The sequence below is a fragment of the Acinetobacter sp. FB genome, from assembly GCF_056033405.1.
This window is the reverse complement of the sequence record NZ_CM148502.1, coordinates 1,502,577-1,527,057: the sequence shown is the minus strand read 5'-3', so window position 1 is coordinate 1,527,057 and position 24,481 is coordinate 1,502,577. Positions and strand designations below refer to the sequence as shown.

The 24,481-nt window shown below is 38.0% G+C and carries 24 protein-coding genes, 1 pseudogene and 1 riboswitch; of the genes and pseudogenes, 12 read left to right on the top strand and 13 right to left on the bottom strand.

The window, feature by feature from the left end; genetic code table 11:
• Positions 1–333: 333 nt before the first annotated feature.
• The 3 genes from AC0JIQ_RS07005 to AC0JIQ_RS06995 form a co-directional block, all read right to left on the bottom strand.
• Positions 334–1,104 carry an alpha/beta fold hydrolase gene (locus AC0JIQ_RS07005; RefSeq protein ID WP_005053631.1) on the bottom strand — a complete coding sequence of 257 codons (771 nt, stop codon included), beginning with the start codon at positions 1,102–1,104 and terminating at the stop codon, positions 334–336.
• 140 nt (positions 1,105–1,244) lie between these two features.
• Positions 1,245–2,288 (bottom strand): lipase secretion chaperone, encoded by a 1,044-nt coding sequence (locus AC0JIQ_RS07000; RefSeq protein ID WP_474203090.1) that lies wholly within the window; start codon positions 2,286–2,288, stop codon positions 1,245–1,247.
• A gap of 80 nt (positions 2,289–2,368) precedes the next feature.
• Complete coding sequence (locus tag AC0JIQ_RS06995) at positions 2,369–3,385, bottom strand: lipase family alpha/beta hydrolase (RefSeq protein ID WP_004662480.1); 1,017 nt, start codon at positions 3,383–3,385, stop codon at positions 2,369–2,371.
• Between the two features lie 278 nt (positions 3,386–3,663).
• Here AC0JIQ_RS06995 and AC0JIQ_RS06990 point away from each other — a divergent pair, with 278 nt between their 5' ends.
• Complete coding sequence (locus AC0JIQ_RS06990; protein WP_474203089.1) at positions 3,664–4,680, top strand: helix-turn-helix domain-containing protein; 1,017 nt, start codon at positions 3,664–3,666, stop codon at positions 4,678–4,680.
• A 57-nt stretch (positions 4,681–4,737) separates the two neighbouring features.
• Positions 4,738–5,316 carry a flavin reductase family protein gene (locus AC0JIQ_RS06985; RefSeq protein ID WP_474203088.1) on the top strand — a complete coding sequence of 193 codons (579 nt, stop codon included), beginning with the start codon at positions 4,738–4,740 and terminating at the stop codon, positions 5,314–5,316.
• Positions 5,317–5,356: 40 nt separating this feature from the next.
• Here the strand turns inward: AC0JIQ_RS06985 and AC0JIQ_RS06980 are convergent, their stop codons facing one another.
• Positions 5,357–5,929, bottom strand: coding sequence for a hypothetical protein (locus AC0JIQ_RS06980; protein ID WP_474203087.1), 573 nt, complete (start codon positions 5,927–5,929; stop codon positions 5,357–5,359).
• Positions 5,930–6,100: 171 nt separating this feature from the next.
• On the bottom strand, positions 6,101–6,871 hold the full coding sequence (locus tag AC0JIQ_RS06975; RefSeq protein WP_474203086.1) for an SDR family NAD(P)-dependent oxidoreductase: 771 nt from the start codon (positions 6,869–6,871) through the stop codon (positions 6,101–6,103).
• A gap of 92 nt (positions 6,872–6,963) precedes the next feature.
• Between AC0JIQ_RS06975 and AC0JIQ_RS06970 the strand changes: the two genes are divergently transcribed.
• Positions 6,964–8,061: an AraC family transcriptional regulator gene (locus AC0JIQ_RS06970; protein ID WP_474203085.1), complete on the top strand. Its 1,098-nt coding sequence runs from the start codon at positions 6,964–6,966 to the stop codon at positions 8,059–8,061.
• Here the strand turns inward: AC0JIQ_RS06970 and prmC are convergent.
• Positions 8,058–8,876: a peptide chain release factor N(5)-glutamine methyltransferase gene (gene prmC, locus AC0JIQ_RS06965; RefSeq protein ID WP_474203084.1), complete on the bottom strand. Its 819-nt coding sequence runs from the start codon at positions 8,874–8,876 to the stop codon at positions 8,058–8,060. The two genes, AC0JIQ_RS06970 and prmC, sit on opposite strands and share 4 nt — an antisense overlap.
• A complete protein-coding gene (gene prfA, locus AC0JIQ_RS06960; RefSeq protein ID WP_004662494.1) occupies positions 8,876–9,964 on the bottom strand; it encodes a peptide chain release factor 1 in 1,089 nt (362 codons plus the stop codon). The genes prmC and prfA overlap by 1 nt, the downstream gene beginning before the upstream one ends.
• Positions 9,965–10,212: 248 nt before the next feature.
• On the opposite strand from prfA, the pseudogene yiaA reads away from it, so the two are divergent.
• From yiaA to AC0JIQ_RS06915, 9 genes and pseudogenes are all read left to right on the top strand, one after another.
• A pseudogene (gene yiaA / locus AC0JIQ_RS06955) lies at positions 10,213–10,680 on the top strand (inner membrane protein YiaA).
• Positions 10,681–10,915: 235 nt separating this feature from the next.
• Positions 10,916–11,347: a hypothetical protein gene (locus AC0JIQ_RS06950; RefSeq protein WP_004662500.1), complete on the top strand. Its 432-nt coding sequence runs from the start codon at positions 10,916–10,918 to the stop codon at positions 11,345–11,347.
• 136 nt (positions 11,348–11,483) lie between these two features.
• The gene (gene trhP / locus AC0JIQ_RS06945) at positions 11,484–12,848 is read left to right on the top strand and encodes a prephenate-dependent tRNA uridine(34) hydroxylase TrhP (RefSeq protein ID WP_474203083.1); all 1,365 of its coding nucleotides are present in this window, start codon (positions 11,484–11,486) and stop codon (positions 12,846–12,848) included.
• A 2-nt stretch (positions 12,849–12,850) separates the two neighbouring features.
• Entirely contained in the window at positions 12,851–13,105 is a 255-nt protein-coding gene (locus AC0JIQ_RS06940) for a YfhL family 4Fe-4S dicluster ferredoxin (RefSeq protein ID WP_287692493.1), read from the top strand.
• 160 nt (positions 13,106–13,265) lie between these two features.
• Positions 13,266–14,201, top strand: coding sequence for an ABC transporter permease (locus AC0JIQ_RS06935; RefSeq protein ID WP_474203082.1), 936 nt, complete (start codon positions 13,266–13,268; stop codon positions 14,199–14,201).
• Positions 14,198–15,076: an ABC transporter ATP-binding protein gene (locus AC0JIQ_RS06930; RefSeq protein ID WP_474203081.1), complete on the top strand. Its 879-nt coding sequence runs from the start codon at positions 14,198–14,200 to the stop codon at positions 15,074–15,076. The genes AC0JIQ_RS06935 and AC0JIQ_RS06930 overlap by 4 nt, the downstream gene beginning before the upstream one ends.
• Positions 15,077–15,136: 60 nt before the next feature.
• On the top strand, positions 15,137–16,162 hold the full coding sequence (locus tag AC0JIQ_RS06925; protein ID WP_474203080.1) for an isopenicillin N synthase family dioxygenase: 1,026 nt from the start codon (positions 15,137–15,139) through the stop codon (positions 16,160–16,162).
• Positions 16,159–17,034, top strand: coding sequence for a hypothetical protein (locus AC0JIQ_RS06920; RefSeq protein ID WP_474203079.1), 876 nt, complete (start codon positions 16,159–16,161; stop codon positions 17,032–17,034). Before AC0JIQ_RS06925 ends, AC0JIQ_RS06920 begins: the two co-directional genes overlap by 4 nt.
• Positions 17,035–17,051: 17 nt before the next feature.
• Positions 17,052–17,381 carry a DMT family transporter gene (locus AC0JIQ_RS06915; RefSeq protein WP_275903305.1) on the top strand — a complete coding sequence of 110 codons (330 nt, stop codon included), beginning with the start codon at positions 17,052–17,054 and terminating at the stop codon, positions 17,379–17,381.
• Positions 17,382–17,432: 51 nt separating this feature from the next.
• Here AC0JIQ_RS06915 and AC0JIQ_RS06910 read toward each other — a convergent pair whose 3' ends face one another.
• The 6 genes from AC0JIQ_RS06910 to AC0JIQ_RS06885 form a co-directional block, all read right to left on the bottom strand.
• A complete protein-coding gene (locus tag AC0JIQ_RS06910) occupies positions 17,433–18,464 on the bottom strand; it encodes an ABC transporter substrate-binding protein (RefSeq protein ID WP_474203078.1) in 1,032 nt (343 codons plus the stop codon).
• Between the two features lie 97 nt (positions 18,465–18,561).
• The gene (locus AC0JIQ_RS06905; RefSeq protein WP_034710366.1) at positions 18,562–18,999 is read right to left on the bottom strand and encodes a CopG family ribbon-helix-helix protein; all 438 of its coding nucleotides are present in this window, start codon (positions 18,997–18,999) and stop codon (positions 18,562–18,564) included.
• 10 nt (positions 19,000–19,009) lie between these two features.
• Positions 19,010–19,126: a hypothetical protein gene (locus AC0JIQ_RS06900; RefSeq protein WP_004662521.1), complete on the bottom strand. Its 117-nt coding sequence runs from the start codon at positions 19,124–19,126 to the stop codon at positions 19,010–19,012.
• A gap of 171 nt (positions 19,127–19,297) precedes the next feature.
• On the bottom strand, positions 19,298–22,900 hold the full coding sequence (uca, locus tag AC0JIQ_RS06895) for an urea carboxylase (protein ID WP_474203077.1): 3,603 nt from the start codon (positions 22,898–22,900) through the stop codon (positions 19,298–19,300).
• A gap of 10 nt (positions 22,901–22,910) precedes the next feature.
• Positions 22,911–23,555 carry an urea amidolyase associated protein UAAP2 gene (locus tag AC0JIQ_RS06890; protein WP_474203076.1) on the bottom strand — a complete coding sequence of 215 codons (645 nt, stop codon included), beginning with the start codon at positions 23,553–23,555 and terminating at the stop codon, positions 22,911–22,913.
• A 16-nt stretch (positions 23,556–23,571) separates the two neighbouring features.
• On the bottom strand, positions 23,572–24,309 hold the full coding sequence (locus AC0JIQ_RS06885) for an urea amidolyase associated protein UAAP1 (protein WP_474203075.1): 738 nt from the start codon (positions 24,307–24,309) through the stop codon (positions 23,572–23,574).
• Positions 24,310–24,356: 47 nt separating this feature from the next.
• A riboswitch (guanidine-I (ykkC/yxkD leader) is annotated at positions 24,357–24,452 on the bottom strand.
• Between the last annotated feature and the right edge of the window lie 29 nt (positions 24,453–24,481).

Here is a 24,481-nt window from a genome sequence, read left to right as displayed (position 1 = left end):
GGCTAGATTTTAAGTATATGAGTGTGTTTATGAAAGAAGATTCTAGCATTTATATAATTTAACTTTGACAATAGCCATTTTTTACCCCAATATTTTACACACTCATTAACAGTTAAATAAAATCAATAGTTTACAACTTATGTTAAAAACTTTGGGTATTCTTCAATTTTTTTAATAAGCCTATGTTTTAGCTTATAATATTGATAATATCTTAAGTTCACTGCCACATAGGCAGCTTTGAAAATGACATCCTACACAATAGATGACTGAACCCAATCATTTTTCATCAAATATTTGGGCACAAGTCATTAAGTTATAAGCACATTATTTTACTTAGATATTTTCAAGAATTAGCTTTGCTACGCCTTGTGGATCTTCCCACATCGGCACATGCCCCCAACCTCTCGGCTCAATCCATTTCATGTCCTTTGGTAACTCATTTTTCATTTGGCAATCTTTTCGAGTCAATAGCCAATCCTTTGTACCAAAAGCTATAGTCAAAGGAATTTTGATGTTCTGACCATCAATGAATCGCCCTGCATTTGAAAATGTTCTTTCAAAATCAGATGCATTATTAAAATCATTCAAAGAATTCACAGCATCTAACTCAGGAATTTTCCGACCACCGACACCAATTGGAATAGCTAACAGCAATTCTCTGCATACAGAAAATTTCATCAGGTATTTAGACAGTTTTGGCATTTTCTTAATTGCGTATCTCAAGCTAAAGAAAATTACTTTTACATGAGCTGGAGACTCTAACCATAAACCTGCAGGAGAAATTGCGACAACTGAACTTGCCAAACCTGTACGAGCTGCTTCTAAAGCCATCCACCCACCCATTGAGTTTCCAACGATATCTACAGGCTCATGGATCCCCATTTTCTGAAGTTGTTCTGCCAATTCTTGAACTAAATTCTCAATATTAGGTTGTCTAGTTGAATCAAATTTTGGGCTATCTCCAAAACCTGCAACATCAAATGCAATTACTCGTCGTGATTGCGTGAGATATGGGATAATAGGATTCCACGCTTTATGTGACATTCCTATACCATGCAGCAATATCAATGGTCTTCCACCCCCAACATCTAACCTATTCCACATCTTTATTCACCTTCTCGTTAACGCATAAATTTTATTAAATAGTCAAAAAAAAGAGCAATGACTAACACAAATCCCAAAGCGATCTTTTAAGCTTTTAAATTTCACTCACAACAGATTTAATCCCATTCAATCATTTGATATCAAAAACTTTTGTTCTTCTGATCATTCATGATTTCATACGATTGTGCTCGGAGTAAATCTTCTTTTGTCGCAAATGTACTATTACGAAGTTGTTCAATTGATTGTTGTTTGTTGGAATCACTCGCATTGCTTTTAAGAATCTCTTCACGCTCAGACAAATAGCTATTCACTTGTTTCTGCCAGCCTGCTTCTTCTTGGTCAACTTTTTCTAATCGGTCTGCCGCCTCAGCACCTAACAAACTCTCACGCATGTTACGAAGCTCTTGTGCTGAGCCTCCTTTTTCTTGAATTTCCTTTGTAAGCTGTTGCAATTCAGCAAATTGCATAGACACTCGAACACCATCAGCCAAAGTCGATGGTAGTTGGTCAATCAAGTTTGCCAACTCGGTTGCTTTCTGTTGAGCATTCAAACTCTTATTCGCGTGAATACGCATTTGATCAATATTAAATTGATTCAAGTTACGTTCATTTCCGAATAAGGCATTAATTTCTGCTGAATTAAAAAACTGCTGCTGAACTTTGTACATTTGATCAAGTACTTTTTGAAAACCTTCAGCGTCTCCTGTTGTAAAGCTACTTGTAGGTTTTAGATTTTTTAATGCATGAGTATATGCAACATACTGATCTAGCAAATAACTCGCATAACTTGAAGCACTGTCAGGTAAAGTCGCTTTAAGATATTGTCGAATATCCGAGATAAGTTCCGTTTCAGTTTTTTCACCTAGACTAGAAAAGAAATAGTCAAAACAACTGCGAATACCTACGGTTAAGATTAATTTTCCATTTGCATCCACTTGAATTGGACAATCTATTTCTGTGCCCTGTAAAGACGGCGCAAGATTTGGTATTTTTCCTTGATGATTTGTATCGTCGATTTTTTGAATATTATTATTCTCGGATGATAATTGATTTTGTTGATTGAGGTTATTGTCATGCTTTTGCGCTTCTGGTTTAAATATAAAATAGATCAAGACCAATGAGAGCAGTAAACACACCATCAAACCTAAGAAGATGATTCGATTATTCAAAAGTTTAATTTTCATAGTCCCTTGCTCTATTTATTATTCCGTTTTAAATCTTTTGTTGGTTAAGGGAGTAACTCTTTACTCCCTTAATGTATAGATTAAAGTCCCTGATTTTTCAAACGATTTGCTTGAGTACGATAAGGTGTAACTGGGTTTTGTAAGAAACCAACTAAGCCTAATATTTGATTGACTTCATCCAAGTGATTAAACGCATAATTATCACGAATAACGGTACCAAGATGACTCGAACAGCGAGGAACTAAACCATCATTTTCACTAGGAATTAATAAAGATGTCGCGGTTAATGCATAATCCAATGGATCAAGCGCATTGGTAAATGGGCTCGTTCCACTCCATGAGTAATAACGAACACCATTAACCAACTCTGTACCAGAGCCACAAGCCGTTGTTGGAACAGCGGCTGGAAAACGTTGATTAAAGTTAGCAGAACCACGTGTCGTTAACGAGTTTAACCCTGCGAGTGCATCCTGATCATAATAATGACCAGAACCAATTCCTACTAATGAGAAAAAAGCATTTACTCCCGCCGCAATAATAGGTGCAAGTGCAGGACCAACAGGTGATTTAACAACTGAATCTACAACATCTGCAACTTCTGAACCTTTAGTTGGGCCACCAACAGCCGTCACTGATGCAACTTTATCTGGCAATAAACTTGCAACATAACGAACTGATTGTGAACCATGACTATGGCCGATTAAATTCACTTTTTGAGCGCCTGTAATCGCAAGCACCTGTTTGGTTTGAAGTAATAATTGTTCACCACGTACTTCTGATGAATTAAAAGAAGCTTGTTGTGCGACAAATACATTGGCTCCATTACCAACGAGGTCCTCTGTAATTCCATTCCAATATTGCAATGGACCTACAGCAGAAAAACCTGCCATTCCGTGAGCGAGTAAAATTGGATACTTGGTTTTAGCATAACTAGATGTAACATTCGTACTTCCACCAACCGTACAACTGCTTACGTTACAGTTTTGCCATGATGCTTTTGGTGCTAGAAAATCAAACAAACCTGCATGTACAACAGATCCACTGCTTGCTAGCATACCCGTCATTAACACCATAGCATTTAAATATTTTTTCTTCACATTTTGCTCCTAGCATTTTTCATTTTTATTACAACGATTGAGTCCTTAAACTTTGTATGCGGATTCATTCCAAGCATACAAAAGACTTGCAGAATTATACTCCCTTGCTAGATTGTATAATTTTTAGACTAAAACAAAGCGTGCCAAAATCATAACAATACATGCCAAAATTTTGCTTGATTCGTAAAATTCCGATGAATGTACATTTTCAAATCACAACAGCTAGATTACTTTTTGATTTAGTTTGATCAGTTTTAAAATGGAATTTGCTTAAAACTATGAGTATTCCCCGCCACCAACAGCATTTTATTAGTAGCTCTTATGTTCATGTATTAAGCGAAGTCGTATCTCGATGGAACATTAGCGCCGAAGAGTTATTTTGGGGAACAGGTGTAGAGACTGATCAATTACAAGATCTAAGCTATAAAATCAGCTTAAGCTCTTTTAAAAAGGTAATTACACGTACAATCGAATTAACAAAAGAAGATGGCATTGGATTCTATGCAGCAACGCAACTCAAGATTAGTTCTCATGGTTTATTAGGTTTAACTGCCGCAATATCTAAAAATGCACTCGATGCAATCACAACCATTAATCAATTTGTGAATTTACAATGCTCATTTGTCGAATTAAATTTCGAAATAAAAGATGATCTTGCTTATTATCATATTACTTACGAGCCATCACTACTTAACTTTAATCATCAAATTGATGCTCAAGCCTATGAGTTTAGTTGTACCTTTTTTCTAATTGGCTTTGTTCATCTTGTCAGATTATTTATTCCAAGTTTTAAACCGATTATAGATTTACAATGCAAATGTCCAAATTACTTTGCGCGGTTCAGCGATGTATTAGCCTCTTCTTTTGCAGAAATACGCTATCAACAGCCCTTCACTCAATTAATTGCATCATCTGAATTTTTAGATATGCCTTTAAGCATGGCTGACCCATTAACAGCGGAGAAATTTAAGTTGATTTGCCAAAAAGAATTAGACGATCTTGCTGCAACTCAAGATATCTTATATCGGGTCAAATATCTTATTGATGATCCGAATGAAGGTTTACTCGGTATCGAACAAGTCGCTGAAAAGTTAAATTTAACTAAGCGGACTTTACAACGCATGTTGCAAGAAAAATCAATCAATTTTCAAATACTTTATGATGAAGTACGCAAACAAAAAGCAAAAAAACTGATGCTCAATCCTTTTATTACCAAAGATGAACTTGCTAAAAAACTCGGTTATTCATCCCTTTCAAGTTTTAATCGGGCATATAAACGCTGGGAAATTGATTAATCTTTCCCCCAAAGTTTATGTAACAATAATATCTACAATCAAGATCTTGGATATTACATGAGTAGCCCAGAAATCATAGCCGTTGAACTCGCTAAAGCCTATCGTTTACTGAATCATGGTCCAACTGTTTTAGTATCAGTACAGCATGGAAATGATAAAGATGTAATGGCTGCTGCTTGGGCATGTGCTTTGGAACTCACACCAGCTAAAGTCACTGTAGTGCTCGATAAAAGTACCAAAACACGTCAGCTAGTAGAACAAAGTGGTTATTTTGCTTTGCAAGTACCATGCTATGCGCAAATTGATATGGTGCATCAACTCGGTACAATTAGTAAGTTTGATGAACCAAACAAATTAGAAGATTGTAAAACCGAATTGTTCTATCAAGATGAGCTTAATGTTCCTCTTGTAAGTGGTAGTATTGCTTGGCTTGTGTGTAAAGTCATTCCTGAGCTGCATAATCAGCAAACTCACGATTTATTTATAGGATCTGTTATTGCTGCATGGGCAGATTCAAGAGTCTTTCGTGATGGGCATTGGTATTTTGAAAATGCAGCCAAAGAATTACGTAGTCTTCATTATATTGCAGGTGGTACTTTCTATCTGATTGGGGAAGAAGTTAAAGCAAAATTATAAAACTAAAATTTAAGAAGCAATTTTTGACAAAGATTGTTTCTTACTTTGATTCAATTTTCATTAACTCTGTATATAAACTATCTAAGAATTTCTGTTGCTGCGGATTATCTTTAAAATAACGTTGATACAACACACTACAACTTTCGACATCAGCAATATTGGCTTTGTTAAATGACCAGTCCGTCGTATCCTTTACAGCAATACCCAAATCGTCATCACAACTTTGCCACTGCCTAGAAAATCGCGTTTTTTTATGTTCTGCTAATTGATCAAAACTAGCATAAACAGAAAAACCCTTCATTTCTGAATTAAAGAATTTAGCAATCATCGTCACGGGCACACCACCCCAATCAATGGTTTGACCTTTTGGTAATTGAATTTCAGTTAACTTATCTTCTGCTAACAAATGCTCCTGTTTACCTTCTTTACCTCGATATTTTTCGTAAGTTAAAGTTGTTCCTGCGGGCACAACTATTTTTTTCACGACCATCACCTGTTGGGTCGTATAGTATGGATAATTAGGATTTGAGTTGCCGCCTGTTGGATTCATATTTCCAACACAACCATTTAAAAACAAGCTAAGTGCAGAACAGATCAAAATTGGATATTTCATCTATACAACCCTGTATTGAGTAAATGAATGATTGGCAAAATTGCACAGAAATCAACAGCAATGACTAAAACTCAAACCTAGTTTATGAATAAACCATATAAAAACAAAAACAGTTGTAAATTTTCATTCACAACTGTTTTATAAATTAATCTATAAATGATTTAAATAAATTTATTTCGCAGCCATACGAATACCGCCATCTAAGCGGATCACTTCACCATTTAAATACGAATTTTCAGCAATATGCGCAACCAAACGACCAAATTCTTCAGGACGTCCCAAACGTGATGGATAAGGCACCATTTGCCCTAAGGCATCTTGTACATTTTGCGGTAAGCCTTTCAGCATTGGAGTTTCCATAATCCCTGGTGCAATGGTTAAAACACGAATTTGATGACGTGCTAACTCGCGCGCAATCGGAAGCGTCATCGCAACTACAGCACCTTTTGATGCAGAATAAGCCGCTTGTCCAATTTGCCCGTCAAAAGCAGCAACTGAAGCCGTATTTACAATCACCCCACGATCTTCATCACCTTCAGCAACGATATTTTTACTCATTGCATCTGCTGCAAAACGTAACATGTTAAATGTACCCGTCACGTTGATATGTAAGGTTTTTGAGAACATGGCTAAATCATGTACAGATTCTTTGCCTACAACTTTTGCTGAGGGTCCAATCCCTGCACAGTTGATTAGCCCATATACCGCACCATGTTTTGCAACAACATCTTTAAAGAATTGCTCTGCAGCTTGCTCATCAGTTACATCTAATTTTACAAATTCAGCTTGCGCACCTAATACCTGTACCTGCTGTTCACCCGCTTCAACATTCATATCGACCAAGGTAACCGTCGCACCTTGTTTAACGAGAACCTCTGCTGTTGCAGCACCTAAACCAGAGCCACCACCAGTAATAACAAAATGTTTTCCTTGAATTTTCATCTAAATTTCCTCGTAAATTAAAGATATAAATTTTTATAAGCGAGAGTAAAGCCAAGTTTTTTCCGATACAATTCCTAAAAGTAGCAAAAGTGATGCGACTTTTGAGCATTCAACCTATTTACTCTTCTATATTTCATTTCTGTATGAGCAAAAGCACCGACCTCGATCTTAATTCTGCTAAGGATACAATTTCAATTGCTTTAATTCGTGAAGCATTGAGTGTTGCCGCAAGTCGAGGTTTAGATAGTCTTCATATCGCTAATCAAGCAGGCGTTTCAGTCGAACTGCTCAGTTCAACTAAAGCCCGTGTTCCAGTGATGCAATGTGCACGATTGTGGATTGAGCTAGCAGAGCATATGAATGATGAGTTTCTAGGGATGGATTGCCACCCTATGCGCAGAGGGAGCTATAGCCTATTAGCAAAATTAGCATTCAGTGCCGAAACATTAGAACAAGCTATTCAAGAAATCTTAAAGTTTCTGAGTTTAGTGTTAGATGACATTCAAGGTGAATTGATTCAACAAGGTGCAAAAGCATACTTAATTCTGCATGACCGTGAACATCCTAAACGAATGTTTACTTATTCGACCTATTTGATGTTAGTCCATAGTTTAATGTGTTGGCTAAGTGACCAGCGCATCCCTTTTCAGAAAATGACCTTTAAATGTCATCAACCTGTCGAAATACAGGATTATCGTGTTCGTTTTTGCGAAGATATTCACTTTAATGCTGATCAAAATCTCATTGAATTTGATGCAAATTACCTCAAACACAAAATCAAAAAAGATAAGCAGGCTTTAAATGACTTTCTCAGACAAACGCCTTACAACCTAATTGTTCGCTTTAAAAATGAAAATTCTTTAAGCTTGCAAATCCGTCGTCAACTGCTTTTACAACCACCCTCAGAGTGGGATGAACTCAAAGAAATTGCCCAACAACTAAATATGTCAACAGCAACAATTCAACGCCGTTTAAAACAAGAAGGTGTGAGTTATCAGCAGCTTAAAAATGATATTCGCTGTGATATTGCAATTGAACGACTCAGCAAAACTAATGACTCTATCCAAAGTATTAGTGATGATCTAAGTTTTCATGATCCAAGTGCATTTCATCGCGCTTTTAAAAAATGGACAGGAGTTAGTCCCGGTGCGTATCGTGCGAAAACACTATTTAGCAAAATAGAAGCTTAAATAGTTTTTTGTCCTAGGCTGACACGATCATTGCCACCATAATCCTTGATAGTCTGAATCTGCTTAAAACCTTGTTGTTCAAAAATATCTCGTACCGCTTGGCCTTGATCATAACCATGCTCAAGCACAATCCAACCATTGGGTTTAAGCCAATATTTGCCTTGGTTAATAATGGTTTCAATATCCGCCATACCCTGCTTATCAGCAATTAAAGCACGCTCAGGTTCAGACTTGAGCTTTTGCATATGTACATCATCAGGATCAATATAGGGCGGATTGGATACAATCAAATCAAACTGTTGCTGTTCTAAAGCTTCAAACCAAGCGCCACAAGCAAACTTGACCTGCATGAGACCATGTCGAACAGCATTGTCCTGAGCCACTTCTAAAGTTGGGGCATAAATATCCGTTGCCGTGACTTGCCACTGTGGACGTTCACTTGCAAGCGCCAAGGCAATTGCACCGGTTCCTGTACCTAAATCCACAATATTGGCTTGAGGATTTAACGGCAGTTTCAGCACCGTTTCCACCAATATTTCGGTATCGGGGCGCGGCACTAAAGTGTCATGTGTGACTTTTAAATCTAAGGTCCAAAAAGGTTGTGAACCCGTGATATAGGCCAAAGGTTCGCCATGTTCAATACGAGCCAGCCCCTCTAAATAGGCCTGCTCCTGCATTTCTGTCAACTCTTGCTCAAGCCGCAATTTAAGTTCCAAGGCATTCACACCTAAAAGATGCTCGAGTAGCCATGCCGCCTCCTGACGTTCATAGCTATCAATTTCGCCTTTGATTTCTAAAGCTTGAGCAATATTCATTAGCCGCCATTTTCCTGTGCAAGCATCGCCAACTGATCCGCCTGATATTCACGATGCAAGCTATCCAGTAATTCTGTTAAATCACCTTCCATAATTGCATCTAACTTATATAAAGTCAGGTTAATACGGTGATCGGTCATGCGACCTTGCGGATAGTTATAGGTACGAATACGCTCAGAGCGATCACCAGAACCGACCAAGTCACGGCGCATTTCAGAAGTTGCTGCATCAGCTGCCGCACGTTTTGCATTTTCTAACCGTGAGACTAAGAGAGCCATCGCTTTGGCTTTGTTCTTATGTTGCGAACGCTCTTCTTGACATTCCACTACCACACCCGATGGAATATGGGTAATACGCACCGCAGAATCGGTTTTGTTAATATGCTGACCACCTGCACCTGATGCGCGATAGGTATCAATGCGCAGATCGGCGGGATTGATTTCAACTGTGGTATCTACATCCACTTCTGGCAGAATCGCAACGGTACACGCTGAGGTGTGTACACGACCTTGAGATTCAGTCGCAGGTACACGTTGAACACGGTGTGCACCACTCTCAAATTTCAAACGACCATAGACGCCTTCGCCATCAATACGACAAATGATTTCTTTATAACCGCCATGCTCACCTTCATTTTCAGAAAGTACTTCAATACGCCAACTTTGTGTTTCAGCATATTTACTGTACATACGGAATAAATCACCCGAAAAGATCGCTGCTTCATCACCACCTGTTCCAGCACGAATTTCAAGGTAGGCTGCATTGGCATCATTTGGATCTTTCGGAATCATTAGAACATTTAATTGTTCTTCGAGATCAACTAGAAGCGCTTTATTTTCTTTAATTTCTTCTTCAGCCATATCTTTGAAATCGGGGTCTGATTTCATTGTTTCAGCCGTTTCAATATCTTCTTCCGCTTGACGATATTTGCTCCAAACCTCAGTGATTTCTGTTAAATCATTATGTTCACGAGACAATTTACGAAAACGTTTATTGTCCGAAATTACTTCTACATCAGCGAGCAATGCTGTCAGCTCTTCGTGACGATCACAAAGTTGATCCAGTCTTAAACGGAGTGATGCTTTCATGGGCGGAATATCTCAAAACTAAAGACTCAGTGCCGATCAAAATAATGAAGCACGAGCAAAATCAAAAAATTGCGCATAGTTTACAGACTCTAGGGCTTAAAAGACATAGAGAAACTAGGTAACTTACCAATCCCCTATTATTTCATGACAATTTCATCGTTTTTTAGTATGTATAGGTTGTTCTCTTACCTGAGCTTCGATATAAATAATCAAAGATAAATTAGAATGATAAAATAATAGGATAAACCATGAGTAATTTAATAAACCGCCCAACACTCGCCTTCACAGCCGCAAGCTGGCTTGCTGTCTTTATTGGTGTTGTTGGTTTTATGATTGGATTGTAGAATGCAGAAATGCCTCTGCATGAAAAAGGCTATTATTTGATAATTCTGTTGTATGGACTGTTTTCCACGATCTCACTACAAAAAACATTACGAGATCAATTAGAAGAAATACCTGTGACTATGATTTATGTTGCACTTTGTTGGGCATCAGTTGGTATTTGTATTGGATTATTACTATTTAGTTTAACTAACGCTACGCTCACTTTAAGTGAAAAAGGTTACTACATTATGTCTTTTTTACTCAGTTTGTTTGGCGTCACAGCGACTCAAAAGAACATTCGTGATCTAGATCATTTACGTCATCAGCAAGGAGTAAATTCTCACCAACATACACTAGAAGAAGAGTCGAGTAAGAAAGTTCAATTAGATTAATTGCAATCGAATTAAAGAGTGCTTGTCGTTTAAGCCTCTTTTTGTGAATTAAATCAGTATTTGATTGATTACAAATATTTATTTCACGTTATTCAGAATTATTATTAACAAAACACTACATTCTCCTTACTAAGTAGTAATAATTTCTGTCGGCATCTCCACATTTTCTTTCTCAAACTTTGTTACATTTGCAATCATTAAAAAGATGTCCCATTACTGGGAACATGGAGTCAAAATGAAAGCGAATATTTTCTTATTGAGCGCAATTTTAGCAAGCTCAACTTTAGCAACCAGCGTGTATGCTGATAATGCAACACGTGTTGCAGCAACTTCTGCTTTAGGTAGTGTTGTTGGTACAGCAATTGGTAAAGAAATTGGTGGTAATAATGGTGCGATGATTGGTTCTGCTGTCGGTGGTGCTGGTGGAGCTGCTGCTGCAAGTAGCAAACGTACTCGTACTGAAGCTGCAATTGGCGGTGGTCTAGGTGGTGTTGGTGGTTACACAGTTGGTAAAAATGTAGGCGGAACCACAGGTGGATATATCGGAGCAGCAGCAGGTGCAGCAGGCGGTGCGGCATTAGGTCGTCAAGTTGGTCAAGATCGTGATTATGACAATCGCCAAGATAACAAACGTCATTGGAAAAAGAAAAAGCATCGTCATCATTAATCATTCTAAAAAAGCACCTTAGGGTGCTTTTTTTATGTGAGAGAAAAACAGCTATAATTCCGAGCAAAATGCTTGGTTGAATCTTAGTAATTATATTTTTAAAATAATTCCTTATTTTTTATATGCCTTTTGCATCATGATTACTGAATTACTTTCTCCCGCTGGTTCACTTAAAAATATGCGTTATGCTTTTGCTTATGGAGCAGATGCCGTTTATGCCGGACAACCACGTTACAGTCTCCGTGTTCGTAATAATGAATTTGATCATGAAAATTTAAAAATCGGAATTGATGAAGCACATGCATTAGGCAAAAAATTCTATGTTGTTGCCAATATTCAGCCACATAACAGCAAACTTAAAAATTTTATTCGGGACATCGAGCCAATTATTGCAATGCAACCTGATGCATTAATTATGTCGGATCCAGGCTTAATTATGATGGTTCGCGAACATTTTCCTGACATGCCTATCCACCTTTCGGTACAAGCCAATGCGATTAATTGGGCAACTGTAAAATTCTGGAAAGACTATGGTTTAAGCCGAGTCATTCTTTCTCGTGAACTCGCATTAGAAGAAATTGAAGAAATACAGAAAAATGTACCAGAAATTGAACTCGAAGTTTTTGTACACGGCGCATTATGCATGGCATATTCAGGACGATGTTTACTCTCAGGGTATATGAATAAACGAGATGCAAATCAAGGCGCTTGTACCAATGCTTGTCGTTGGGAATATAAAATTCACGAAGCACAAGAAGATGCCAATGGTGACGTGATTCCTGTTCAGCAGATAGAACCATCCAAACAATGCTGTTCCAATAAAGTTCAAGATGACCTAGTTCAAAGTGTTTTAGTACAACGTAATGATGAAGAAATGTTTGCGGCTGAAGAAGATGAACATGGTACTTATTTCATGAACTCTAAGGACTTACGTGCCATTCAACATGTTGATCGTTTGACTCATATGGGAATTGCCTCACTTAAAATTGAAGGACGAACAAAATCCTATTTTTACTGTGCTCGAACAGCTCAAATTTATCGTAAAGCAATTGATGATGCGCTATCAGGTCAACCATTTGACTCAAGTCTAATGGATCAACTTGAAGGTCTGGCCAATCGTGGTTATACAGAAGGATTTTTACGTCGCCATGTGCATAGCGATTACCAAAATTATGAGGATGGTTCATCACATTTCAACTATCAACAGTTTTGTGGTGAGATAATTCAGCGCAATGGCGACTATGCTCAAGTCGAAGTTAAAAATCGATTTTTAGTTGGCGATACACTTGAACTCATGACTCCTAAAGGTAATCTTGTCTTCACACTGACTGAAATGCGTGATTTAAAAGGTCATCCGATCGAAAATGCCAAAGGTTCTGGACATATTGTGGAAATCCCACTTTCAGCAGATATCGATATTGCTTATGCCTTATTGATCCGTAATCTTCCACATGCCAAAACCCAGTTAAAAACTGATGCACTTGCATACTCGGCAGATTAGATATGGCGCTATTGATTACTACAGCATGTATCAACTGTGATATGTGCTTGCCTGAATGCCCTAATCAAGCGATTTATGAAGGTGCAAAAATCTACGAAATTGACCCACAACGTTGCACTGAATGTGTCGGTTTCTACGAAGCACCCACATGTATTGCAGTTTGCCCTATTGATTGTATTAAACCTGATCCTTTACACATAGAGAGCAAGGATCAACTGAAAATTAAATTTAATAGCTTAAATTTATTAGGTAATTAAAGGCTTACACAATATAAGTGAATAACTCAATCGCATATCAATCATCGATTATCATCTCTAAAAAGAAAGCAATATTTACGGACTTAGGCAAAACACTGGCATTAAACTTGCTAATTAGTATTACGTTTTTAACAAATAGTATTACTACAGGTGTCTGCCTATGCACCATTCATCCGCGTCAAATAAGAACAAGCTTTTCTTAAGTTTAGGATCTTTTTTAATTCCTTTACTGATTTGGAGCTGTGTCAGTTATTTACCTTTTATTTGGCATCCTCAAGTACAAATTACAAATTCAGGTGATGCGTCCTATTTACAAGTGGGAACTCGCTTAGCAAAAGATGCTTATTATGCTGAAGCGCAAAATATCGTTGATCAGGGGAAAAATCCTCCTACAGGCATCTTAGTCAATCCAATCTATTTACCTGCACCACATGAAGTCGCAAAAGCACTGTTTACTTCATTCATGACGCCACCACAGCAAGCCGACTCTCCGTGGTTACATCAAAGTCTATGGCATAGCATTAAGATCGTATTTACTGCTTTCTTTATATCGTCATTGCTAGGTGTACCGCTTGGAATTTTATGTGGTTTTTCAAAAACTATCTCAAGGTTAACAGAGCCTTTTGTCGAGTTCTTCCGTTATTTACCAGCACCTGCCTTCGGTGCATTAGCAGTTGCTATATTAGGCATCAATGATGCACCTAAAATTGCCATTATCGTGATTGGTACGTTGTTCCAACAAATCTTAATTATCGCGAATACAACGCGAATGGTGGATCGAGGTCTCATAGAAGCGGGTTATACATTAGGTACCAATAAGATCAAAAGCTTATTTCATGTGGTTATCCCCGCAGCACTTCCTGATATATATCGAGATCAGCGTGTTCTACTTGGGTGGGCTTGGACTTATTTAATTGTATCGGAATTAATTGGTGCAACTTCAGGAATCACATGGTTTATCACTCAACAAGCTCGCTATCAAAACTTTGATAATGTCTATGCAGCAATTCTCATCATTGGGGTGATTGGCATCGTTTGTGATTTGATTTTAATGAAACTCGGCACACGTCTATTTAAGTGGAAAAAAGGAGTATGAATATGGATGAAATTTTTGATTCAAAAAGCTACTTTGACACTATTTATGCTCGACCTGTCATGCTTGAAACCAAAAATTTAAGCCAAATTTTTCAGCATGGAAAAACTGAACGTGTGGTTTTAAATAACATTAATTTAAGCATTCACAAACGTGAATTTATTTGTGTCATCGGGCCTTCAGGTTGTGGTAAATCAACTTTAAGTCGTGTCGTAGCAGGTTTGGATGATTTTCACAGTGGTGAAGTACTGGTTGAAGGACAAAAAATTCAAGGACCGAGTTCCGAACGTGGCATGGTGTTTCAAGGTTATACCCTTTTCCCATGGAAAACTGTCAAAGAAAATGTGATGTTTGGCCCATTGATGAAAGGCGTGAGTCCGACTCGAGCTGAAGAAATGGCACGTGAATGGATCAATATTATTGGTTTAGAAAAATACGAAAATCAGTTTCCGCACGAGCTATCTGGTGGAATGAAGCAACGTGTGGCAATTGCCAGAGCTTTGGTAAATGAACCTAAAATTTTATTAATGGATGAACCTTTCGGTGCACTAGACCCTTATACCCGACAAAAAATGCAAAAGCATCTGATGGATTTATGGCAAAACATCGACATCACGATTATGTTTGTCACACACGATATGGACGAAGCCATTTTATTGGCAGATCGTATTGTGGCTTTAAAGGCAAATCCAGGTGAAATCAAAGAAATTATTGAAGTGAATTTACCACGCCCACGATCATTAGATTTAATTCACTCACCCGAATTTAAACAATTACGTCAGCGAGTAGATCAACTCGTCCATGCGCAAGAAGAAGATATTGATCCTGCTTTAGAGGATCTGCCTAAAATCCCTCGTATGACCAAAATCAGTACATAGAAATAAAAATAGCACTTGGGACGACCCAACTTGCTTCATTTATTGCTGGACGACCAGCCTATGGTGAACCTTATGAGTCAATCTCATGATGCTTATGCACTGCCGCTGATTGATATTTCACTGCTTGCAAGTGATCACTTGCAAGATCGAATCAAAGTCGTCACAGCGCTTGATCAAGCCTGTAAAGACATTGGTTTCTTATATATTCAAGGAGATCAATTTCAACCTGAATTATTTCAACAACTGAAACAGATTGCTCAAAGTTATTTTGCTCAAGATGAAGCGACCAAAATGCGCCACTATATTGGTCTTTCTGAAAATCATAGTGGCTATGTTCCCATCGGCGAAGAACAATTCAAAGCAAATGTGTACGATTTAAAAGAATCCTATGATGTGAATTATGATTGTTCAGATCCATTGGATAGAAGACCATTAGTAGGCCCTACTTTATGGCCAGACCACCCTCAGTTTAAAGCTATCGTTTTAGATTATTATCAACATATTCGTGCAATTGGTCAGCAGTTATTTAAGGCTTTCGCTTTAGCCTTAGAGCGAGATGAAGACTTTTTTGAACAACATACACAACATGCGCCAAGCCAATTAAGACTGATTCATTATCCCTACAATCCAGCAGCAGAAGATCAATTTGGAATTGGTGCGCATACAGATTATGAATGCTTTACCCTGCTCTTCCCGACCGCTGAAGGACTGCAAGTTCTTAATAAACAAGGAGAATGGATTGATATACCATTGATAGAAAATACCATGGTGATGAATATCGGTGACATGATGGAGATTTTGTCGAATGGCCGTTATTTAGCAACAAAACATCGGGTTAAACGAGTTCAACAAGAACGTTATTCTTTTCCTTTATTCTTCTCATGTGATTACGACTATATCATTCAGCCAGTCATAGAAAATGAAGCACCTCAGTACTCCGCCATGAAAGGTGGTGAACATTTGTTTAATCAAACTGCTCAAACATTCATGTATCTGAAAAAAAGAATCGAAACAGGCGAACTTGTTTTAGAAAATGCTCGGCCACTCTACTCCTTTGGTATGCAAGAAAAAGGAGAAACACCATGAATCTAGAGCAACTTTTAGAACAATTGCAACCCACTACTTTAAGCGATATAGAATTACCTCAATATTTAATGGGAAGTTTTAGACGAAAAAGTATTACTTTTTTCAATGGAATGACGGATGAAAAGACCATTGTTTATTGGTTTCAGTCCAAGTCTTTTAGCATCGACTTAAGACTGGTTGATGGCAACAATACCTCTATCTATCAACGTCAAGGATGGATTGGCGACACCATATGGGATGCGAAAACTGAACTTTTGTCATGGCATATCAAACACAATTATCAAAATCATGTGCAGTGGCCAGAGCCCGCAACACTTTATCAGATTGGAAATAGCATTTTAGAATTTTCGCCCTCGAATGCTTATGTCGAAGATTGGCGTCAACAAGCTAAAAAAGGTTTGTTTCTCGGACTCAGATTATTTCAAATGCAACATTTAGCAAGCCAAGAAATAATCACGATGGATGGTGGTTTAATTATTACAGATCAACATATTGCCTATGCGCAATCTCGTCTGCCACACCATCAACAACAGATAGGAAATGTAGCTTCGCTCTATGATTTGCAGGATAAAAACAGCTCCATTGAAAACTATGAAGTCTCAATTGCCTTAACTAATGCAACTATTCATTTTAGTACTCAACCAGACAAAGTTGATCAGCTCATTGCATTGGATCACTTTGAAATAATCGATAGCAATACCATTTCACAGCTCAAAGTGATTGATGGTGAGGAATATCAACTTTATTTCACTATTGATATCTATCAACCAGATTTTGAATTTAGTCACTCAAGTTCGACTACTTCAGCGTCGGAACAATGGTTCGATCAGGAGAAGGATCACTTGTTAAAAAATTCAATTCATGTTCTTTAACTTTAAATAGGCGATCTATGTCCTATCTCTTTTTGACCATTGCAATTATTGCTGAAGTAATTGCGACTTCAGCCTTAAAAGCTTCACAAGGTTTTAGCGTGCTGATACCTTCTATAATTACAATATTAGGTTATGCAGTTGCATTATTTTTCTTATCACTTACACTTAAAACCATACCTGTTGGTATTGCTTACGCGATTTGGTCAGGTGCAGGCATTGTGCTAATTTCAACGGTTGGATGGATTTTCTTCAAACAACATTTAGATTTAGCTGCAATCATCGGGCTTGGGCTAATGCTGGCTGGAATTATTGTAATCAACGTTTTCTCCAACAGTACGCATATTTAAGCGCTTAAAAAACCGTTCATCTTTGAACGGTTTTTTATTTTTGAAGAAATATTATTTCAGTTCATCTAGCAGAGCAGGATAGATCAAGCCATCAACATCCACTTCGCTTTTATAAATACCATTACTGACGTTAAATTTATTGACATGATAAGTTGATCCATAAATTGAATCGAAACCGTCTCCTTTTACAAATACCTTTTTATTGGCAGCAACATCTAATAAATGCGTACCATCAATAAATTGCTCATATTGTTTTGGATCAACACCAACGCGATTTGCCATGATTTTTACAGCATCATCATGTGTTGCAGGATCTTGAATATATTTTACGGTTTTATCCCACACTTGGATGAGTTTCTTCCATTCATCTTTATGCATAGACAAGTGACTGGTATTGACCGCTAAAGTGTCATAAATCAAACCAGGTTTATCTTTTGAAGTATAAATAATTTTTGAACCTGCGACAGCTTTAAGCGCTTGATTGGCTACTGGCTGCCAAACCGCAATTGCTGCTATATCTTTACTCGCAAAAACTTGAGGTAACTCATTGGTCACTGAATTTACTAATTTCACATCAGTCGATGGAATTTTTGCATCATTTAATGCTGTCGCCAATAATAAATGATCAACCAAACCCTTTTCAGTAGCAACCGATTTTCCTTTTAAATCATTGATGTTATGAATACCCTCTTTAGCAATAATCACATCGTTACCCGCAGAATAATCGGTTACCATAATGATCATGCCTTTGGTACCGCCCGATGCATTGACAAGATTATCGCCATTTGTGACTAAAACTGCATCCAGTTGATTTGCAGCAAAAGCTGAAAGCGAAGCCGAATAATCAAACCATTTAAACTCTACATTTAAACCCGCTTCTTTTAACCAACCTTTTTCAATTGCGACTTGCCATGCCACAAAACCCGGCCAATCACTATATCCAATCGTAATCGGTGTGGCTGTATTTGAACTTTTTGTTTCAGTTGATTTATCTGCTGTTGGTACCTTGGCAGAGTTGTCACACCCCACCATAGACATCGCTAAAAGAATTGAAACTGATAAAGAAGAAATTGCACGCTTCATTGTATAACCCCATATTTGACGTTCAGAAAAGTTTTAAATTTCCATTGATAAATCTGTGTACAAATCAACTCATTTGGCTTGTAGCCAATTGAGTTTTCTACTCGTTTTGCTGTAAAGGTGGCATGACTGCATCCATGAGTTCTAAGTGCCCTTTGATCACACCTTTGAGTGCTATGAACTGCTGGCTTATTTGTTTGAGGTCATTACTTTTTCCTTGTAAAAGCATGACTTCAAGAATCTTTTGCTGATCGAGTTGAATACTTAAAGAACTAATCACTTGTTCTAAAAACTGATGTTGCAAATCACTTAACTGAACACGAATGTTGCTTGAGCTACGTTGATATAGCAGCGTCAACGTGCCCACCATCACTGAATTTTCGGTGGTGTATTGATGAATCAGGTGCTTATTGATCATGTCAACAATTGCTTGTGAACGACTTTCATAATGTTCTTCAACAATTTTTTGATCTAAAGCTTCAACCGTTTTTTCAGGGACTGTAATGCTAATACGGGTTAGCTTAGGTTTTGCATTCATACTCATGCTACTATTTTTTAGGAATTTGATTTTGCTTTACATACAAACCTGCTCTCACAGAAAGCAACTCAATCAACACTTTTGTCGCAATGTGAAAATACTGAACTAGAATTTTTTTGATTTTCATGACCGCTCCAGTAATACGAAATTAAAGATTCGTAATATTTAATGCAGTATCCATGCCAGTTTTTTACTATGTTTTTGATGGGTAAATCATCTAAAAAAGATGAAAAAATGCACATAAAAAAAGCCCTAAGTTTCATCGTAGGGCTTTTTCTGCATCATGATTTTTTTGATTTTATGCTGGCACAAGAGTAAACAAAGCTTGTCCTGTTTTTACCGTTTGTGCTTTATCAATCAAAATATTATCTACTTTCATTTTTGCGGGTGCGATAATTGGGATCTCAATTTTCATAGCTTCAATCACAGCAAGAGTTTCGCCCTCCTCAATGATATCTCCCACTGAACACTCAATTTTCCAAACTGATCCCGGCATGTGTGATTCCACGAGCATCCCACCATCTGGGATACTAATTTCAGTATCATCAATCAAAATATCGACCTGATCCGAGACATATTCAGCTAGACCCGCTTCATGCCATCTTTGTCTTTCGGCTTCAAAATTAGACTGCTGAACTTGTTTGAACGCTCCAATACTTTGCTCATTCTCTTTGAGAAATGCATTGTATTCTTTAAGGTTCAAAACACCTTCTTCAATGCGTAACTGTAAACGACCCGCTTTAAATGATTCACGCATTTCTAACAGTTCTTGTTCAGATACTTCATAGAATCGAATCTGATCAAAGAATCGTAATAGCCACGGTTTATTTTGTTCAAAATTAGGATTTTGGCGATAACGACTCCACACTTGTGTCGTTCGCCCAACAAACTGATAGCCACCCGGTCCTTCCATGCCGTACACACACATATATGCACCGCCGATGCCTACTGCATTTTCAGGTGTCCATGTACGTGCTGGATTATATTTTGTCGTCACCAAACGATGTCTAGGATCTAAAGGTGTTGCTACAGGGGCACCAAGGTAAACATCACCTAGTCCCATCACTAGATATGACGTGTTATACACCACATCTTTAACGGCTTGCTTCGATTCTAGACCATTAATACGGCGGATAAACTCAATATTATCAGGACACCACGGTGCATCTGGTCTTACCAATTGCGTATATTTTTCAGTGGCAAGTTTAGTTTGAGAGTCCTCCCAAGCGAGCGGCAAATATACTGTTCTCGATGCAACTTGCATGTTTTCTATGTCAGGTAACTCACTTTCAGCAGCCTGCAATAATTTCAATAATTTAAGCTGATCTAAAACTGTTGAATCAAAGTGAATTTGTAAAGATCGAATGCCAGGTGTTAGATCAATAATGCCTTTTATATTTTGTTGTTGAACCCACTGCATCAAAGCATGAATACGGAATCTCAGATTTAAGTCTAAAACCAGTTCTCCGTATTCAACTAATAAATAATGATTCCCAGCAGGTCGATACGTTACATTTGGTTTATCCTTAGCTTGCTCTAAGGTCGCCAAGACAGCATTTGCTAATGTAATTTCTTCTGATTCGATTTGCGGCAGATAATTTAACTTTGCCGTAGTTTCATCCGCCATTGAAGCTTGATAACGCTGTTCTAAGTGTTGTGCTTGCGCGTAACTCACAGGGATAAATTTCACTTTATCTCCTGCTTTTAACTGTCCAAGCTTCCATAATTCCGAATTTATAACCACAGCAGGACAAACAAAACCACCTAAACTTGGGCCATCAGGTCCTAAAATAATCGGCATATCCCCTGTAAAATCAATTGCACCGATTGCATAGGCATTATCATGGATATTCGAAGGATGTAATCCTGCCTCTCCACCATCAATTCGAGCCCATTCAGGTTTAGGTCCAATTAAGCGAACGCCTGTACGACTTGAGTTGAAATGGATTTCCCATTCCTGCTCAAAAAACATAGAAATATCATTCTTGGTGAAAAAGTCAGGTGCCCCATGTGGGCCATACATCACCGCAATTTCCCAGTTTGTTTGAAATGTTGGTATTTGTTCTGGATTTAAGGAGATTGATTCAGTCTGCTCCGATGCAAATATTGGCAACATATCTCCAATAAGTAAATTTCTACCTGCATGACCTCCAAATTGCCCTAACGTAAATGTCGCTAAACTGCCTAAATATTCAGGAACATTCAAGCCCCCTTTTATTCCAATATAGCTTCGGCAACCCGTAACGACACGACCGCATTTTAAAATCTGTCCTTTTGAAACATTAATCGTTGACCACATTGGAATAGCTTGACCATCTAAGCTGGCTTCCATGTCGCCACCTGTCAACACAATCTGGCTATTACAATGAAATTTCAGCGTCGGTCCTTGCAATGTGCACTCTAAGCCAGCCGTATTAAATTCATTACCAAGTAGTTGATTGGCTACATTCAAACTTAATGCATCCATAGCTCCCGAAGGTGGAACACCTACATCCCAATACCCTAATCGCCCCGTCACATCTTGGATGGCTGTTTGAATACCTGCCTGTAACACTTCTATTTTTTGTGTTTTCCATGCAAAAGTATTTAAAAAGCGTGTTGTTTGAGTGCCTTGCTTAAAGGTTTCAGAATCAATAATTTCCTGTAAGTATTCTAGGTTTGTTTCAATCCCTGCAATCTCAGTGATACTTAGGCTATTTTGCATTGACAATATTGCATGATCACGGTCTTTGGCTGTCACAATAATTTTAGCGATCATTGGATCATAAAAAGAGGAAACGTTTGATCCCGTTTCAACCCAAGTTTCTACACGAGCGACTGGATCAAATGCAACATTCGTCAACAAGCCTGCACTCGGTTGGAAATTTTTAATTGGATCTTCAGCATATAATCTGACTTGAATAGAATGCCCTGAAGATTGTAATTTTTGCTTGGGTGCTTCCCAATCGCCACTTGCTAAGGTCACCATCCATTCTACTAAATCAACGCCATACACTTGTTCAGTTACACCATGCTCAACTTGTAAGCGAGTATTAACCTCCAAGAAATAGAACGCTTGACTATCGGTGTCCATGACAAATTCAACTGTACCCGCTGAACGATATTGCACGGATTGCATCAGTTGAATGGCAACATTTTGAATATATTGACGTTGCTGATCATCTAAATGAGGTGCTGGCGTTTCTTCAATCACCTTTTGATTACGACGCTGAACCGAACAATCACGCTCACCGAGAGCAATGACATTTCCTTTGCCATCACCAAAAATTTGAACTTCGATATGACGAGCATTCTGAACAAATTTTTCTAAATACAATCCTGCATCTTTGAAATTGGCTTGTGCAAGATAGGAGACTGTTTGATAAGCATCTTTCAATTCGGTTTCATTCCAAACCAAACGCATCCCAATACCGCCACCACCAGCAGTACTCTTGAGCATAACAGGATAACCAATCAAATTTGCTTGCTTAATGGCATCCGCTTGATCAAGCAATAATTGACTACCGGATAATAAAGGTACATTGTTTTGAATTGCTAATTCACGAGCGGTATGTTTAAGACCAAAATCAAGCATTTGCTGAGCAGTCGGCCCAATAAAAGCAATTCCATTTTTCTCACATAACTCACTAAAAGCCGCATTTTCTGATAAAAAACCATAACCCGGATGAATGGCTTCGGCACCCGATGCTTTTGCAGCAGCCAGAATTTTATCAATATTTAAATAACTTTCTTGCGCAGGTGAAGGACCAATAAAAATTGCTTCATCCGCTAATGTGACGTGTAAAGAATCTCGATCTGCTTCTGAGTAAACTGCAACAGATTGGATACCTAATTTTTTTAATGTCCGTATGACTCGGCACGCAATCGCACCACGATTGGCAATTAATACTTTATTAAACATAATTCGCCCCTCAAGCTTCACGTACAATCAATTGAATTTTTGTCGGGTTGTAGGCGTTACATGGATTATTCAATTGTGGGCAATTCGAAATTAAAACAATCAAATCCATCTCTGCTTGAAGCTCTACATATTTCCCTGCTGCTGATACGCCATCTTCAAACTTTAAATGTCCTTCAGTAGTTACAGGAACATTCATAAAGAAGTTAATGTTTGGACCAATATGACTGACGTTCAGTTGATATTTTTTTGCAATTGGATGCTGAGCTAAGGCATACATAAAATTATTACGACAACTATGCATTGAATACTTATCATGTGCATAGCGGACCGTATTACTTTCACATGAACACGCACCACCCAATGTATCGTGTCTACCACAGTTATCATCTACAATAACTGCAATAGGACGAGCATAATTACTAAATAGCACGGTACCTTTTTCGAGATAAATTTGTTGATTTTGCGCTAGTGTGTCTGTGGCACTGTATCGTTCATCTGGATTTTCTGCGCTGATAAATAAAGTATCAACAGCTTGATTTCCTTCTAAATCTACAATTCTGAAATACTGACCTTTTTTGACCTCGCACATCCATGCTTCACCTGCTGGGCATACTTCATCAAGGACTGCTTTTTCGATTTTTTGTAATGCTGACATCTTAGTTCTCCAATCCTTAATTTGATAATGCGTAATAGCGTTTATTGTTGGCAAAACCACGTTGATTTTGCGGACATGAGTCTTTGCAAATATCAACTTCGGTTAGAGGATTGGCTTTAAATAATCGAAGCTGAATATCAGCAGGTTGATAAATTTCTGTTTGATCTAACGGATGTGGTGCCGCAGAAAGAAAGATCAAACAATCCATCTCAAAGCGTAACTCTATTATTTGATGACTATTATCATTTTTAAGATAAGTTAAATTTCCACTATCATCTGGTTGAACCTTAGAAAATAGATTAACTGTGGCAGTCAAATCAGCTTGTCTTAAACCAAATTTGCTCAGCTCAACCAATAAACTGTCTAATCCATTTTGAAACATGTCATTACGTGCTTGTTGGAAATTTTGCTTTCCATATTTTTTTTCAATCTGTGCTGCTGTACTTGGGCCACAAAAAACATCATTCCAACCGTGATCATCTTTCACAATAGATGCCATTACCCGACCTAAATCTGAATATAAAACATGTCCCGTTGACAAAAATGCGGTGTGCTGTGCCTTTAAGCTGTCTGGCATATTAAAACGTTCTAGTTTTTCTGCTGCATTTACGCAAAACAAAGCAAGATTGGCATTTTCATTGAGTGCTTCGAGTTGTAAAACAGTCCCTCTTTGAATGCGACCAGACCAATGATGTCCGCCCGGTAATTTTTCATCCCAAAGTATTTTATTGTCGTGATAAGACGATTGATTCATAACACACCTCTTGCGGATAATTTAACCTCGTAATGGCAAAATGCCTGACCTCCCGGGCTTTTATCCCTCCGTGTAGTTCTGTCGAACCGTTATCTCTCGGACCAGTCATGTTGATCAACATCGGAACCCTAGACAACTTTTAACTATATTTAGATGAAGCAAAAGACATGCC